The organism is Heliomicrobium modesticaldum Ice1, assembly GCF_000019165.1.
GTDB lineage: Bacteria > Bacillota > Desulfitobacteriia > Heliobacteriales > Heliobacteriaceae > Heliomicrobium > Heliomicrobium modesticaldum.
On the sequence record NC_010337.2, the window covers coordinates 2,742,790 to 2,757,374 of the forward strand.

General features: G+C 59.8%; 12 protein-coding genes. 4 read left to right on the plus strand and 8 right to left on the minus strand.

What is annotated here, in order from left to right:
* Positions 1-88: 88 nt before the first annotated feature.
* On the minus strand, positions 89-913 hold the full coding sequence (asd, locus tag HM1_RS12610) for an archaetidylserine decarboxylase (RefSeq protein WP_012283786.1): 825 nt from the start codon (positions 911-913) through the stop codon (positions 89-91).
* A gap of 197 nt (positions 914-1,110) precedes the next feature.
* On the opposite strand from asd, the gene HM1_RS12615 reads away from it, so the two are divergent.
* The gene (locus tag HM1_RS12615; protein ID WP_012283787.1) at positions 1,111-1,701 is read left to right on the plus strand and encodes a CHAD domain-containing protein; all 591 of its coding nucleotides are present in this window, start codon (positions 1,111-1,113) and stop codon (positions 1,699-1,701) included.
* A gap of 148 nt (positions 1,702-1,849) precedes the next feature.
* Here HM1_RS12615 and HM1_RS12620 read toward each other — a convergent pair whose 3' ends face one another.
* The 7 genes from HM1_RS12620 to HM1_RS12645 all read right to left on the minus strand — a co-directional run bounded on the left by HM1_RS12620 (position 1,850) and on the right by HM1_RS12645 (position 9,390).
* Positions 1,850-3,538: an alkaline phosphatase gene (locus HM1_RS12620; RefSeq protein WP_012283788.1), complete on the minus strand. Its 1,689-nt coding sequence runs from the start codon at positions 3,536-3,538 to the stop codon at positions 1,850-1,852.
* 248 nt (positions 3,539-3,786) lie between these two features.
* Positions 3,787-4,956, minus strand: a complete 1,170-nt coding sequence (locus tag HM1_RS14785; protein WP_012283789.1) for a peptidoglycan-binding protein — start codon at positions 4,954-4,956, stop codon at positions 3,787-3,789.
* 147 nt (positions 4,957-5,103) lie between these two features.
* Positions 5,104-6,687, minus strand: coding sequence for a GMC family oxidoreductase (locus HM1_RS12630; RefSeq protein ID WP_012283790.1), 1,584 nt, complete (start codon positions 6,685-6,687; stop codon positions 5,104-5,106).
* Positions 6,677-7,327 carry a gluconate 2-dehydrogenase subunit 3 family protein gene (locus HM1_RS12635; protein WP_012283791.1) on the minus strand — a complete coding sequence of 217 codons (651 nt, stop codon included), beginning with the start codon at positions 7,325-7,327 and terminating at the stop codon, positions 6,677-6,679. Before HM1_RS12635 ends, HM1_RS12630 begins: the two co-directional genes overlap by 11 nt.
* A gap of 12 nt (positions 7,328-7,339) precedes the next feature.
* Positions 7,340-7,732 carry a hypothetical protein gene (locus HM1_RS12640; RefSeq protein WP_012283792.1) on the minus strand — a complete coding sequence of 131 codons (393 nt, stop codon included), beginning with the start codon at positions 7,730-7,732 and terminating at the stop codon, positions 7,340-7,342.
* Between the two features lie 75 nt (positions 7,733-7,807).
* Positions 7,808-7,930, minus strand: a complete 123-nt coding sequence (locus tag HM1_RS16410) for a hypothetical protein (protein ID WP_012283793.1) — start codon at positions 7,928-7,930, stop codon at positions 7,808-7,810.
* 92 nt (positions 7,931-8,022) lie between these two features.
* Positions 8,023-9,390 (minus strand): ATP-binding protein, encoded by a 1,368-nt coding sequence (locus tag HM1_RS12645; protein WP_049754181.1) that lies wholly within the window; start codon positions 9,388-9,390, stop codon positions 8,023-8,025.
* Between the two features lie 90 nt (positions 9,391-9,480).
* Here HM1_RS12645 and HM1_RS15845 point away from each other — a divergent pair, with 90 nt between their 5' ends.
* The 3 genes from HM1_RS15845 to HM1_RS12655 all read left to right on the plus strand — a co-directional run bounded on the left by HM1_RS15845 (position 9,481) and on the right by HM1_RS12655 (position 14,475).
* Positions 9,481-9,645, plus strand: a complete 165-nt coding sequence (locus HM1_RS15845; RefSeq protein ID WP_012283795.1) for a hypothetical protein — start codon at positions 9,481-9,483, stop codon at positions 9,643-9,645.
* Between the two features lie 33 nt (positions 9,646-9,678).
* Positions 9,679-12,492 (plus strand): formate dehydrogenase subunit alpha, encoded by a 2,814-nt coding sequence (gene fdhF, locus HM1_RS12650; protein WP_012283796.1) that lies wholly within the window; start codon positions 9,679-9,681, stop codon positions 12,490-12,492.
* 258 nt (positions 12,493-12,750) lie between these two features.
* A complete protein-coding gene (locus HM1_RS12655; protein WP_012283797.1) occupies positions 12,751-14,475 on the plus strand; it encodes a methyl-accepting chemotaxis protein in 1,725 nt (574 codons plus the stop codon).
* Positions 14,476-14,585: the final 110 nt, after the last annotated feature.

Consider the following 14,585-nt stretch of genomic DNA (forward strand, 5'->3'; position numbering starts at 1 on the left):
GTGCCCTTCCATCCCTAAATTATGAGTCTCTATTTGTCAATCATGCCATACAATAAGAAAAAGACCGGTCAAGTATGCCGGTCTTTTTTTAAATAATTTTTTCCGCAAGCCCCTCGCCCATTTTCAGCCGAGTACCTGTCTCAATGCCTGGTTTCCAGCGGATGGCGCCCGGTTCATAGAGGAGGATCACCGTCGACCCGAATTCAAAGTAGCCCAGCTCGTCCCCCTTGTCCAGATAGGGACCATCGGTCATTGAGATCAACTTGGCCCGTTTGCGCCGATTGATCTCGGCGTAGCCGACGCGAACGCTGCCGACCATCATGGCACCCACCTTGATCACCGCAACTTGTCCTACATCCGTCTTCATGTAGGTGATCAGTCGCTCATTGCGGGCGAAGAGATTAGGCACCCCCCGCACGCCCAGCTCGTTGACAGGATAGAGCCGCCCAGGCCAGTAGGCATAGCCGGTCACCCGCCCTGCCATGGGCGCATGGATGCGGTGGTAGTCGCGCGGGCTCAGGTAGATGGTGATAAACTCTCCCCCGGTGAATCGCCGGGCCTGTTCAGCGTCGCCCAGGAGTTGTTCCAGCGAGTAATTGATCCCTTTCGCCTGGATCAGGCGTCCGGCCGACGCGGTGCCTATCTGGGACACCTTTCCGTCAACGGGGCTGATGATGACACTTTCATCAGGACAGATGGGGCGCATTCCCGGCTTCAGGCGGCGGCAGAAGAAATCGGCCAATGAGCGATACTCCTGCCAGGATTTTTCCGCTTCCTCCAGGTTCACGCCGTAGCGGCGGATGAACCAGGGGATGGCCCTCCGGCTCCAGCGGGAAGCGGCCCACTTCCCGCTTTGGCGGGACAGCCAGGTCTGAGGCAGCATATGTAGAATGGCAAGTTTGACGCGTCGCAACCTTTTCCCTCCTGGCTGAATGTCTACCAACGTTCAGAATAACCGAGGGAGAGCAATTCTGTCAAACAAATATGTTACAATGAAAATACCCAACCGTTTGATGGCCTTCCCCGCTTATTCTTCACCTAAACCGTCCCCGTTATTGTGATTCCCTTCAAGAAAAACAATGGGAACGAACAGCAAAGGAGGTTTTTCAGTTGAGAAAAAAATGGCGGATCGAAGGACTCGACCGGGATAAACCGCTGGAAAAGATGGCCCGCCTGATCATCCGCGACCGGCTCCGCCAGGTATTGGCCCAACATGCCCGCTATGTGACATCGAGAGACCCGGAAGCGCTGCACCAACTCCGCATCGCGCTGCGCCGTCTCCGTTATCCTCTGGAAACCGTCTACGATTGTTTCCCGAAAGACTTGCGCAAACGCTTCTACACCCTCATCGACGATGTGCAAGAACATACCGGCCAGGTGCGGGATCTGGATGTGCTGATGGAATACCTGGACAGCCTGACAGAACACCGGATCGAGGCCGAGATCTGGACAGAACTGCGCCGTTCCCGTGAGAACCGTTGCCGGGACGTGGACGAACGGCTGAATCGCTTGCCGGAAGAGCCGGCCCTGATCGATTTCTGCCGCCTCCTCGATCTGACAGAGGAGCTGCGCGCCTGCCGGCAGGCTGTCAAGGCTTCGCTCGAAAGAGCAGCCTCGTCTGGTGAGCACAGGCGAGAAGACGAGGCCGGCCTTGTGTCGCCTCCGGCAAGGGACGGACATGAGGAACCGTTGGAAGAATAGAAAAAGTCGACAAAGGGTGACCAAAAGAGCCAATCAAGCGCGGCCTGAGAACGACCTGACCTAAGAACGAATAAAATCGGCGAAGAGACCCGCGCCTACAGCGCGGGTCTCTTCGCGAACAGCGATCTTACCCATTCTTTCAGAATATCTATTTCTTGGACGCCTTCAGAGCCGCCGCAAACCGGTCGACGGCCTCCTGGGGCACGTAAACGGAGGCGTCTTCTTTGCCGCGGACAGTCAGACCGGTCATGGTGTCCGCCTTATCGTTGATGATGATGATGTCGGTGCTGATGGGCAGCTTGGCTTTGACGTTGTCCTTTTCAACGACAACAACAGGGTTTTTGGCGTCGGTGGCGTCGATGTTGCACTTGGCACCCAGTTTGGCAAAGGCCTCTTTGGCGTTAACCATCAACTTCCTGTTTACATCGGCGAGATCAAAGCCCATCGCTTTGGCCATCACGCGGGCAGCATCGGTGTTGTCCAGCAGTCCCGAGAGACTGTGGGGACCGTAACTGAATACGAGGACATCCTCGCCGGTATGGCCGTGGGTGGTCCAGCCGATGCGGGCGCGCTTGCTCAAAATCCTGCCGATGCCGTAGTCGCGATCACTGTCTTTGGCTAGCCATTTTTTCGCCTCTGCAAGTTCCTCGTCAGTCATATCGGTGATGCTGTAATACTTGGCGATGGCTTCTTTGATCTGTTCGTCTGTGGCGTCTTTCGGCAGTTCACGGACGATGGAATCGGAGGTACGGTTCACCTTGAGCAACGGCGCCATCACCGTCTCGAGGGGCATTGTATCGTAGGATTCGTCGGAGAGGCTGTTGCCGATGGTGATGCCACCATTGCCGTGGTCGGTGGTGACGATCAGCAGGGTGTTCTTGTCCTTTTTCGCAAAATCGAGGGCCACTTTGACGGCGCGGTCAAAGGCGTTGATTTCGCTGATCAGGCCGACAGGGTCGTTGGCGTGGGCAGACCAGTCCACTTCGCTGCCTTCAACGAAGAGAAAGAAGCCATCTTTGTCTTTGCTGAGCCTCTCGATGGCTGCTTGGGTCATCTCAGCCAGGCTCGGTTGTTGCGCCGGGTTGCGGTCGATGTCGCGATCCAGGGAGACATCGGCGAACATGCCCCAGATCTTTTCCGCCTTAGAGGCCTTCAACTTGCCGGTGTCGGTCACATAGTCGTAGCCGCGTTGCTTGATCACCTTGATCAGGTCCTGGCCGTCGGCGCGCTTTTGCCCAAGGTAGCCGGCGCCGCCGCCGAGGACGACGTCTATGTCCTGGTAGACCTGCTGTTTGGCGATCTCCTCGTAATTGGAACGCTTATACCAGTGGGCCGATGTGGCCGCCGGAGATGCATGCTGGATCTGGGAGGTAGAGACAATGCCGGTGGCCTTGCCCATCAGCTTGGCCCCCTCCAAGACAGTGGCGACAGGCTTGAAGGGCTCGCTGCCGCTGTATTCCTTGGCGCCGGGAATGTTGATCTTGTCGGGAAGGACTGATATGTATCCGCTGTCGCTCTTGAATCCCGTCGAGTAAGCGGTTCCGGCAGGCGCTGAGTCGGTGATGATCGAGTTGGCGCCAAAGGTGCGCTGCAAGGCCAGTGTAAAGGCGGGATCATCGATAGCAAGACGAAATTGCGGGTCCTTGCTTTTGGCGATGTTGTACCAGCGGGTCAGGGTCGTACCGCCGATCGAGTTGCCGTCACTCAGCATGAAGATGACGTTCTTCGCTTTGCCTTGACTGGTCGAGGCGCCGGCGGCAAGGGCGGGGGATAGGGATGTCAACAGCATGGCCGTCCCGATGACGGCGGCGATCATGTTTTTTGTCGCCTTGTTCATTTTATGACCTCCTTATTGGTTATCGATTACTACATTAGCAACTTTTTGTTAAACGACGATGACGGCAGATTAACATTTCTTATGGTTTCATGATCTTCCCTGTTAAGCTTTTTCCCCCTATTCATCGCCGCCGAAAAAAAGCGCGGCTCCCCCCAAAAAAAAGGCAGAGCCAAGGCAGATCGCGGCAAATTGCGGCAAATCGCAGATTGGCTCTGTCCTCACAATCCTCTTGCCCCGGCTTCCGTGGCTTATCGTTCCGCTTCCGCAGCGCTGACTGCCGGCTGCAGTTCGATCTCCACGCTGACACCCTGTCGAGTGCCCAGATTGGTGGCGGCGAGTATATAGCGCCCAGGATAACGAATATCCTGACCTGTGTTGCTCGACTGGTTCCATGTTTCCTGGAAGGCTTGATACTCAGCCGGCTGCAAGACGATGGTCTCGGCAACGGGATTGAAGGAACGACCGCGGGACCAGCGCCAGACTTCGATGCCGCTCAATCCCAGGTCGATGGACAGATCATACCGCTGGGACGAGGGGTAATTGAGGGTGATCGGCTCTGTGCTTACATTGGTCTTAAGGAAGGTGATCAAGACAGGCTCTCCCGGTCGATAAACGGCTTTGTTTGTGTACAGGGTGTAGCGGATGTTGTCGATCACGCGGGTGATGCGGTGGCGCGGCGGACGAGGCAGATCGCCGCAGGATTCCCCCAGGGAAAGCCACGTCTCCAGGTTGGCCCGTCCTGTCGGATTGATCCCGACCTCGGACTGGAAGGTTCTCACCGCATTCTCGGTCGCTTGATCATAGACGCCGGTCACGGTGACCAGATACTGCGCTGCATCGAGCAAGCGCTGCAGACGCCGGACGGCCTCGCCGGTGCTGCCTCGCCCCAGTTCGGGACAGGTCGGACCTGCCGGCGTCGGACGCGGCGCAGGAGACGTCGAGGGCGGCACGGGAGGAACCGACGGCGCCGGACGGCGGGGCGGCTGCGGCGTCACGGGCGGACGCTGTCCCGGTTGCCGTGGAAAAGGCGGTACGGGCGGACGGGCGCAGTTGATGCCGAGCGCCTGCCATTCGGATCTTTCGACGATACCGGTTGGCTCCCTGTTCTGGCGGCGCTGCAGGCCGATGACGGCATTTCGCGTTGCAGTCCCAAAGATCCCGTCGATAGGTCCCGGGTTCAAACCGCTTCTGGCCAGCAACTGCTGCAACCGTCTCACCGACGCGCCCCGTGCGCCGAGAGACAGGGTTGGACAAAGTCCTCCCGGTGATGCCGGCACGGGGATTGCAATCGCCTGCCCCACCTGCAAAACATCCGGGTTGGGCAACCGGTTGGCAGCCAGCAACTGCTCCAATGCCACGCCATACCTCTGGGCGATGGCGGTCATGGTGTCGCCCGGTCGAACATAGTAGACGATCAAAGCAAGATCACTCCTTTCTATTCGGTTCCATGATATTCCATTCGCAACTGATTGGTCCGTTTCTTCTGTCCGGCATAAACGAAGAGACCTCGTCTTCCCTTCCCCGGGAAATCGAGGTCTCCGCCGTTGTGCTCTTTCGAGCGCCTTTTACAGTTCCCTTTGCCGAAAAGCCTCTTTGATCGCATCCGCTGTCCGCCAGGCCAAGGACATGGCCGTAAGGGTCGGGTTGGAAGCGCCGGAGGTGACGAAAAGCGATGTATCCGCGATGAACAGGTTGGGGTGATCATGGGCGCGGCCCCACTTGTCGACGACGGAGCGCTGCGGGTCGTCGCCCATCCGGCAACCACCGAGCATGTGGGACGTATCGGGCGCCACAAACTCCACCTTACCCCCGGCCGCTTCGAGGATGTCTTTGCACATCTTTACGCCGGCGGCGATCACCTTGTGATCATTGTCGCCGAAGGTGAAGGTCACCTGCGGCGCCGGGAGGCCGACCTCGTCTTTCTGAGCGGACAAAGTAATGGTGTTGCCTTCGCTGGGCAGGGTCTCCCCGACGATGGACAGCCGGGCGAAGTAATTGTAGTCTCGGCCGATCTGGCGCAGGTTTTTCCCCCACAACTCGGATGCTTTGGCGACGATGTTCATGAAGGCCAACGGCCGGGAACCGTGGGCGAGAATGGAAAAGCCGCGCGCCCGCGAGCCGTCGGCCGGTGTTTCGTAAAATTCCTGCGTCAACGCCAAGACGGGCGTTCCTTTGTAAGGGAGGATCTCCTCGGAAAATCTCGCCATGATCTCATGACCGGAATGAAGCATGAAACACTTGCCCACCATGCCGCTGCTGTTGGCGAGGCCCTGCGGGTGGCGGGCGTCGGCCGACAGCAACAGCAGCCTGGGCGTCTCGATGGCGGAGGCGCAGAGGATGACCGCCCGCGCCCGCTGCCGGTATTCCTGGCCATTGAAGAGAAAAGTGACCCCTTCGACCCGGTCATCGCTGCGGCAGAGCACCCGGCTGACCATGCAGCCGTGGCGCAGTTCCACCCCGGCGTCGAGGGCTTGAGGGATATGGTGGATCAGGGTGGAGAACTTGGAGTTGGGCAGGCAGCCCTGGGCGCAGAAGCCCCGGTTGATGCAGGGCGGACGGCCCCGGTAGGGCGCCGACAGGATGGCCAAAGGAGCGACGGAACTGCGGACGCCCAGTTTTTCGCAGCCGATGCGCAGGACCTGGTGGGTGCTTGCGATGGGCTCCCGCTCCGGGTAAGGATAAGGGCCATGAAAGGCCCCCCAGGGGTAGTGCTTCGGGCCGGACACGGGGATCTCTGCTTCCAGCTTGCTGTAGTAGGGCGCCAGATCGTCATAAGAGATGGGCCAGTCCTCCCCCACCCCGTCGGCGGAGCGGGTGTGAAAATCGGAAGGGAAGAAGCGAGGCACGACAGCGGTAAAGTGGATCGTGCCGCCGCCGACGCCGGAACCAGAGGTGTTGTGGCCCAGTTCAGGCGGGTTCGTCCCGGCAGTCAGCCGCTTGTAGCGCCAGGCAGTCCGCCGCATATACAGCTCATCACTGACGAAGTCGCGGCTCACTTCCCAGTAAGGCCCCGCTTCGATGAGGACGACGCGCAATCCCGCCTGACCCAACTCGCGGGCCACCACAGCACCGGTGGCGCCCGCCCCGACGATGACGGCGTCCACCTCTTCTTCGAGCCACTTCCAGGCCAAATCTCTTTCATCGTTCATCGGTCAACCCTCCGCACCGGGCCTGGCCCCTTGCCTTGGCCCGCTCCTCCACCCGCGCCGGGTCAAGCCGCGGTTCCCAAGGGTCTTTCAGGCCGTATTCGATCCGATAGTAGCCTCGCGGATAAGCCGGACCGCCATAGCCGATCTCGGACCAGATCTCCGGCTGAGAGTAAAAGAAGTCGATGGCCGTGCGGAGCATTTTTTTAAAAAAATCTTTCGACGACAAGCCTGTCCAGGTCACTTCTCCCCGCTGGGCCTTGCCGAGGATATCGTCCATCTCCCAAGGCGCCAACTGCAGGAATGAACGCTGATACAGCTGCAAGGCCGTGGCGTCCAGCCAGGCCAGACCGCCGCGGAGCAGTTGTTCCTCCGGCGGCTGGGTGACGGGATGATACCCTTGACCCTGTTTTTCGGCCAAGTGACAATCCAACTGCCCCGCCACCCGGGCAAGCAGGTTTTCATCGCCCTCATCGACGAGCCGTCCGATGACCGCCTTCAGAATAGAGAATTCAAGGGGGGTAAAGACACGAGGCACCGCCGACGGCTGCAGCCTTTTTTCGACAAGAACGCGTGTATTCTCGTCCCAGTGGGGGCTCTCCCGCATCACGTCATAATCGGGATAGATCGTTTTCACCGTCATGGCGCGCCCTCCTTACAGGTACAGGGCGAGCAGCCCCAGCAGCGACAGAGCTGACACCATGATCGGCAGCACCGGCGGCGGTCCCACCATGACATTGTTGACAGCCCAACCGCCGACGCGCTGTCCGATCCCCTTGGCGTGGTAGTAGAAGCCCGCCAATCCGCTGGACAACTCGGCGATGAGAGCGAAGAAAAAGAGCCAGCGCCAGACAGGGGCGTCGCGGATGGTCAGCGCCAGGCCGATCAGGGCGGCTACAGGCAAGCCGATGACCGGGCCCCACATGGCATAGTGGCGAAAATTCTGCCGATAGTGAAACAAGGTCACCTGGACGGCAACCATGGCGAAGGCGATAGACGTAAACAGGATCAGGATCCGGTCGACAGGCCAACCCAGCCAGCGATCCATATGGTCAATCCTCCTCGTTGCAAGCGCATATCCGCCGCGCGTATCTGTGGTGACAGGATCAATAGCAGCGCTTCTTCAAGCGTCTACATCCCCCCCGTAGGCCACCAGCAGCCCCTTGGCCTGCTCTTGCCGCTCACTGTCTAAGACCACAGTGACCAGGTGGTTCTCCCCAGTGACGAAGGTCGCACCGTCAACCATCCCTGTTAACCCCCCTCCTTCCGGCTAGTCTGCCGAAAAGAAGGGGGCCTTATCCTGTATTGCTGATTTACAACCCCATGGCCAAGTTCTCTTTACTTTTTCTCTTGCGCCAGTGAATCAATGAACTGCCGCGCCGTCCGGCCGGAACGACCGTTGTGGCGCATCTCCCAGCGCAAGGCCAGCCGGCGCAGTTCTTCTGAATCCATCTCGATCCCCTGCTGCCGGGCCAGCGTTTCCACGATCTCCAGGTAGGCCTCCTGCCCCGGCGCTAAAAAGGTGACCGTGATCCCGAAGCGATCGGCCAGCGACATCTTCTCCTGGTAAGTGTCGCCGGGGCGCAGTTCCCCATCGTCGGTGCAATGGGGCTGGCGGTCGGCCACCACCTCCCGGATCAGGTGGCGGCGGTTAGAGGTGGCGTAGATGGCCACATTGTCGGGGCGCACGGCGATACCCCCCTCCAAGACTGCTTTCAATTCCTTATAGGAATCCTCCCCCTCCTCAAAAGACAGGTCGTCGATGAAGAGGATGAACTTCTGAGGGCGTTCCTTGAGCATGTCGACGATGACAGGGAAATCAGCCAGTCGGCTTTTGGGGACCTCTAGCAGGCGCAAGCCCTGATCGCCGAATCGGTGGATCAGCGCTTTGACGGTCGATGACTTGCCGGTGCCGCGATCACCATAGAGCAGGACGTTGTTCGCCCGGTATCCGGCCAGCAGCCGCTCCGTGTTCTCGATCACCTCTGCCCGCTGGCGCCCGTAGCCGACCAGTTCCTCGAGACGGATGGGATCGGGCCGGGTGACGCCGGTCAGCTGCCCCTCCCAGCGAAAGGCGAGAAATTGGGCGAAGCAACCGGAACCGAACCGGTGGTGATACCGTGCAAGCTCAGGCGCCATCTCGCGCCAGTCAGAGCAACAGGCGAAGGCCTTTTTCATCTCCCACCGCGCCTTTTGCAGCAACGAGTCCGTCTCTTCGGCGAGGGGACGCACCTCCTTCCAGACTGGTGCGGGACAAGGGCAGGCAGCCTGCGCCTGGGCCTGCCACCAGTCGGCCGACAGCCGGAAGAGGGTTTGCAGGTTGGCCAATTCGAGGGCAAGTCCCTCCCGCATCGCAGCGCCCAGACCGGCATCGCCGTACTGAGCCTTCTTGGAAAAGCTGGTTTCCACCGAAAGCATGCGATCGAGGAAATAATTCTGCCAGGCATCGCCGACCACCGGCGACCGGCTCAACTCGCTGTAACCGACGAGCCGTTCAAAGAGGTTCCAGTAGAGGCTCTGAGCCGAGGCCTTCCCTGCCTCGCAACGGGGGAGCCCGTATAAAACCTGACACAACTGGCGAGCCAGCCCGATGGTCTCATCCTCCAACATGGGGCGAAAGAAACCGAATGCCTCCCAGGCCAGCAGGGCTTCCTGCATGCTGGGCGCGATCGAGGCTTTTGGAGGGATGTATGCTTGTTGTTCCATGATGTGTTGTCACCTTCCTTGCGTGATTCCCTCCCATTGTACGCTATCGACGGCTTTCGACCAACGCCTCCTTTTTAGGAAGCGGTCAAGATGGCCCTGGCGACCCTGGTGACAGACAAGCTGATCTTCCTCTGTCTGAGCGCCCTCTCGCTCGGCTTCAAGCTGCGCTTGATGACGCGGCAGACCCTCTCACGGGGGCTGTCTTTTCTGATCATCCTGGTAGGGGTATTTTTTGTCCTCTCGGGATCATGCTAGAGAAAAAGCGGATGTTCCCGGGAGGCGGCACAGATGTTGAAGGCGGATTCCTTGTTGCGCGTCGTGATCGATGGACAACCACTGCAGGGCAGGCAGGGAATGACCCTCTTTGAACTGGCCCAGGAGGTGGGCATTCCCATCCCCCACCTCTGTCACGAAGACAGCCTGCATCGAGAAGGCGGGTGCGGACTCTGTGTCGTTGAAGAGGAACAGACAGGACGGTTGGTCAAAGCCTGCGCCTTACCGCTTCAGGACGGACTGGCGGTGCGCGTCGAAAGCCCCGCCGCCCGTGACAAGCGCCGGGCCAACCTGTTGCGCATCCTCCAAGATCACCGGATCGAATGCGCAGAATGCGCCAAAGAGGACATTTGTGCGCTCCGCCGTTACGCCCAAGATTACCATGTCGAATTCGCCGGGGAACTGGCCTTACTGCCGGAACACCCCTCTCTGCCGCTCTACCCGGCGGTGGATGTGCCGCTCCTTCCGCTGAAAGGGGGCAACCCCTTCATTCAGCGGGATGAGCAAAAATGCACCGGCTGCGGTTCCTGCGAGCGCCTCTGCCCTTCGACCGCTCTGACCTCCCTCCAGGCAAGGGGAAGCGTTTTCGGAGAAACCGCTGAAACTGCCTCAGAGAACGCCGCCTGTGACCACTGCGGCATCTGCCTGAACGTCTGCCCGACGGCAGCGCTGCTCGAAACCTCGCCTTCTGCTTCGCTCAAAAAAAGGCCAGTCGTTCCCCGCAAAGGGCCGGTGGCCTTCAAGATCGCCAAGCCGAAAATCCCCGCCGACGCACAGGGCGTCCGGACGACCTGCCCTTACTGTGGCGTCGGTTGCCAACTTCAATTGAAGGTCCATCAAGGAAAAGTGGTCGGCGTCGGCAGGGACAAATCGGGTTCCAACGGGGGACAACTCTGTGTAAAAGGCCAGTTCGGTTGGGAGTTCATCCACCACCCGGACCGCCTCACGGAACCGCTGATCCGGCGCGGCGACCGTCTCGAACCGGCCACATGGGAAGAGGCGCTTGATCTGGTCAGCCGGCAGTTTCAGTCGCTCCTCAGCCAATACGGCGGCCATGCCCTGGCGGGGTTCAGTTCAGCTAAGTGCACCAATGAGGAGAACTACCTCTTTCAAAAGTTCATGCGCGTCGCCCTCCGGTCCAATCATGTAGACCACTGCGCCCGTCTCTGCCACGCCTCGACCGTGGCCGGTCTGGCGACAGCCTTCGGCAGCGGCGCCATGACCAACAGCCTCAATGAACTGCCCTTGGCTGACGTCATCCTGATCATCGGAGCCAATGTGACGGAAACGCAGCCTGTCACCGGCTACCGGCTGCGCGAGGCAGCGAAAAAAGGGGCCAAGTTGATCGTCATCGACCCGCGCCGAATCGACCTGGTCAAAGAGGCCCACCTCTGGCTCCGCCTCCGGCCCGGCACGAACACGGCCCTCTTGAACGGCATGGCCCATGTGATCCTTCGTGAAGGCTGGTGGAACCGGGACTTCGTAGCCGCCCGCACCGAGGGCTTTGATGAATGGCGCGAAGGGCTGAGGGATTACACACCAGCGCGGGTGGAGAGACTGACCGGCGTCCCCGCTGAGGACCTCACCGAAGCGGCTCGTCTCTACGCCCAGGCTGAGCGTGGCTCCATTGTCTACGCCATGGGCATCACCCAGCACACCTCAGGGACGAATAACGTTTTTGCTGTAGCCAACTTATCGGTCCTTTGCGGTCATTTAGGCCGCGAAGGGACGGGCGTCAATCCCTTGCGCGGCCAGAACAACGTGCAGGGTGCCTGTGACATGGCCGCCCTCCCCAACTACTACCCCGGCTATCGCCACATCCTGGAAGCGGAGGAGCGCCGCTTTTTCGCATCCTTCTGGGGTGTGGCGTCGCTGCCCGACTGGGTGGGCAAGACCGTACCCGAGGTCTTGCACGGCATCCACGATGGTGACATCCGCGGGCTCTTCATCATGGGCGAAAACCCCATCCTCGCCGACCCGGACAGCAGGAATGTGGAAGCGGCGCTGCGGCGGCTCGACTTCCTCGTCGTCCAGGACATCTTTCTCACCGAGACAGCCCGGCTGGCCCACGTAGTCCTGCCGGCGGCTTGCTTCGCCGAAAAAGACGGGACTTTCACCAACACAGAACGGCGGGTGCAGTTGATCCGCAAGGCCGTCGAACCGCCCGGTAAGGCCCGCTCCGACTGGGAGATCGTCACCGCGCTGGCGAATCGCATGGGGCTGCCCTGGCGGTATGATCACCCGAAAGAAATCATGGAGGAGATCGCCGGTTGCACTCCCCTCTACGGCGGCATCCGCCACGAACGCTTGGAAAAAGCGGGGTTGCAATGGCCCTGTCCGCACAGGGAACACCCCGGGACGCCTTTTCTCCATGAGGGGCGCTTCACCCGCGGCAAGGGCAGGTTCCACCGCGTCGAACACCTGGAGGCCGACGAACTGCCTGACCGCGACTACCCCCTGCTCCTGACGACGGGCCGCATCCTCTACCAGTACCACACGGGCAGCATGTCCCGCCGTTCTTCCAAGCTCTCGGCAATGGCGCCGGAGGAGAAAGCGATGGTCCATCCCGACGACGCTTCGCGCTTCGGCCTGAGCGACGGCGACCGCGCCTTCGTTGAATCGCGTCGAGGACGGTTGGTCACATCGATCCGACTGACCGAGGGCGTTCCGCCGGGCGTCGTCTTCATGACCTTTCACTACGCCGAGACGCCCACCAACCGCCTCACCAACGATGCCACCGATCCCATCTGCCGCATCCCCGAGTTAAAAGGTTGCGCCATCCGGCTGGCGCCGGCGGGAGAACAGGGGATTGACCTTTCGTTTCACTGAGGAACGTTCAGTGCAGCTTTAGACGAGGAATCTTCTGAACAGGGCGGAAACAGGCCCCCTCCGGCTTTTGAAATCGGGAGGGGCTTGTTTCTTTTGCTTTTCTTTCATTTTCCTTTATCTTTCAGGCATATCCCCGGAGGAATAGCACTGTCTTTGTCGAAAAGATAGATGATTTATCTTTGTCATACCGCTGGTGCTGCAACTTTTTTCCCAAGAAAAGGGGAAAGGTCGATCCACAAAGAAGGGAGTTTTTTATGAATGAACCTCACTGTCGGCAAAAAGATCAGCCTCGGCTTCGCCATCATGCTGGCTCTCGTGCTGCTCCTGAGCGGAAGCGCCTACTACTCGAACCAATCGTCTTCCAGCCATCTCGATGAGATGACCATCTCTAACGAGCGGCTTATCCTCATCCTGACCATCAAGGCCGAATACCACGGCGCTGTGGCCGATGTGCGCGGTTACATGACCTATGGCGACCCGAAGTACCGCACCCAGTATGAACAGAAGATCGCCACAGTTCTCGCTATGGAGGATACACTCCACGAGTTGGCTTTGGTGGAACGAAAAGAAAAAGTAGCCCAGCTGAAGTCCGCCACGACCAACTGGCGCAGCGGCGTGCTCAACGAACTGATGCCCTCTGTCTATGAGGAGCACGCCGCCCTCAGCCGCGGTGACATCGAAGGGTACCGGGCTCATCATGATCGTTCTCAGACCATCGCCAAAAGGCTGGTGCCGGAGGCTACCCAGATAATGGCAAGCCTTGACGAACTCGTCCAGTTTAATCAGGATCTCTTCAATCAGAGCATGACGAGCACAAAGACAGACGCGAACCGTATGGAAACCATCTCCATCATCCTGGCGTTGGTCGCCGTCATCGTTGGCGGAGCTTCTTTTTACCTGTTCCCCCGCATGATCCGCCGCCCCATCGAACAGATGGTGGCCGGGGCAGACAAGTTCGCCGCCGGCGACCTGCGCGCCGCCATTGACATCCATTCTGATGACGAGTTTGGCCAGTTGGCCACCGCCATGAACCGGATGCAAAGCAACCTGAAGGAGCTGATCGGCAAGATCAAGACATCTTCGGCCGACCTGGCCGAATCATCGTCACAGTTGTCTGACGCGGCGGAGCAATCGGCCCAAGCCTCGACCCAGGTAGCCGAGGCGATCACCTCCGTTGCCGAAGGAAATAACGCGCAACTGCAGGCGATGACAGAAACGGCCTCCGTGATGGAGCAGATCAGCGCGCGCACCGACAAGGCGGTCAGCATCAGCCAAGAGGTGTCTGCCTTGACCGGAGAAACTTCCCAGGCCGCCATAGAGGGCCGGAGGGCCATCGACGCCGCCACGACGCAGATGAACCGCATCGAAGCGACGGTCACCGGCCTGGCCCGGGTCATTGCCAACCTGGACGAACGCTCTCAGGCCATCGGTCAGATCGTCGACCTGATCGCCGGCATCGCCGGTCAGACAAACCTGCTGGCTTTAAACGCCGCCATCGAAGCCGCCCGTGCCGGCGAGCAGGGCCGCGGCTTCGCCGTCGTCGCCGAAGAAGTCCGCAAATTGGCGGAACAGTCCCAGGATTCAGCCAGCCAAATCGCCGTCCTCATCGAAGAGATCCGCCGGGAGATCGATGCCGCCGTCAAATCGATGAACGACGGCTCTCGGGAGGTCACTGAAGGCGCCCAGGTCGTTCATCGGGCAGGAGAAGCCTTTATGACCATCTCCGATCGGATTGTCCTGGTAGCCGCCCAGGTGAAGGAGATCACGGCGGCTGTAGAACAACTGGCCGCCGGCAGCAAGCAGGTCGCCGCCATGATGCAAAAAGCAGACGCCATCAGCAAGGAGATCGCCGGACAGTCCCAATCGGTCTCAGCTGCCACAGAGGAACAGAGCGCGTCGATGGAACAGATCTCGGCTTCGAGCCAAAGCCTGTTGCAGATGGCTGAGAATCTTCGCAAGGCAGTGGAACGGTTCCAAGTCTGATCATAAGGCCTGGCATAAGCGCCAGAGCCGATAAAGGGGAACCGGTTGCCAGACTCCTCCCGCAAAGGAAAGGATGACGCCCAACCGCCGCCAGGATCAAGTGGCGGCGG

Coding starts and splice junctions, on each gene's coding strand:
- HM1_RS12620 (WP_012283788.1), bottom strand. CDS start 3,538: ATGAACAAGGCGACAAAAAACATGATCGCCGCCGTCATCGGGACGGCC.
- HM1_RS12630 (WP_012283790.1), bottom strand. CDS start 6,687: ATGAACGATGAAAGAGATTTGGCCTGGAAGTGGCTCGAAGAAGAGGTG.
- HM1_RS12635 (WP_012283791.1), bottom strand. CDS start 7,327: ATGACGGTGAAAACGATCTATCCCGATTATGACGTGATGCGGGAGAGC.
- HM1_RS12640 (WP_012283792.1), bottom strand. CDS start 7,732: ATGGATCGCTGGCTGGGTTGGCCTGTCGACCGGATCCTGATCCTGTTT.
- HM1_RS16410 (WP_012283793.1), bottom strand. CDS start 7,930: ATGGTTGACGGTGCGACCTTCGTCACTGGGGAGAACCACCTGGTCACT.
- HM1_RS12645 (WP_049754181.1), bottom strand. CDS start 9,390: ATGGAACAACAAGCATACATCCCTCCAAAAGCCTCGATCGCGCCCAGC.
- HM1_RS15845 (WP_012283795.1), top strand. CDS start 9,481: ATGGCCCTGGCGACCCTGGTGACAGACAAGCTGATCTTCCTCTGTCTG.
- fdhF (WP_012283796.1), top strand. CDS start 9,679: ATGTTGAAGGCGGATTCCTTGTTGCGCGTCGTGATCGATGGACAACCA.
- HM1_RS12655 (WP_012283797.1), top strand. CDS start 12,751: ATGAACCTCACTGTCGGCAAAAAGATCAGCCTCGGCTTCGCCATCATG.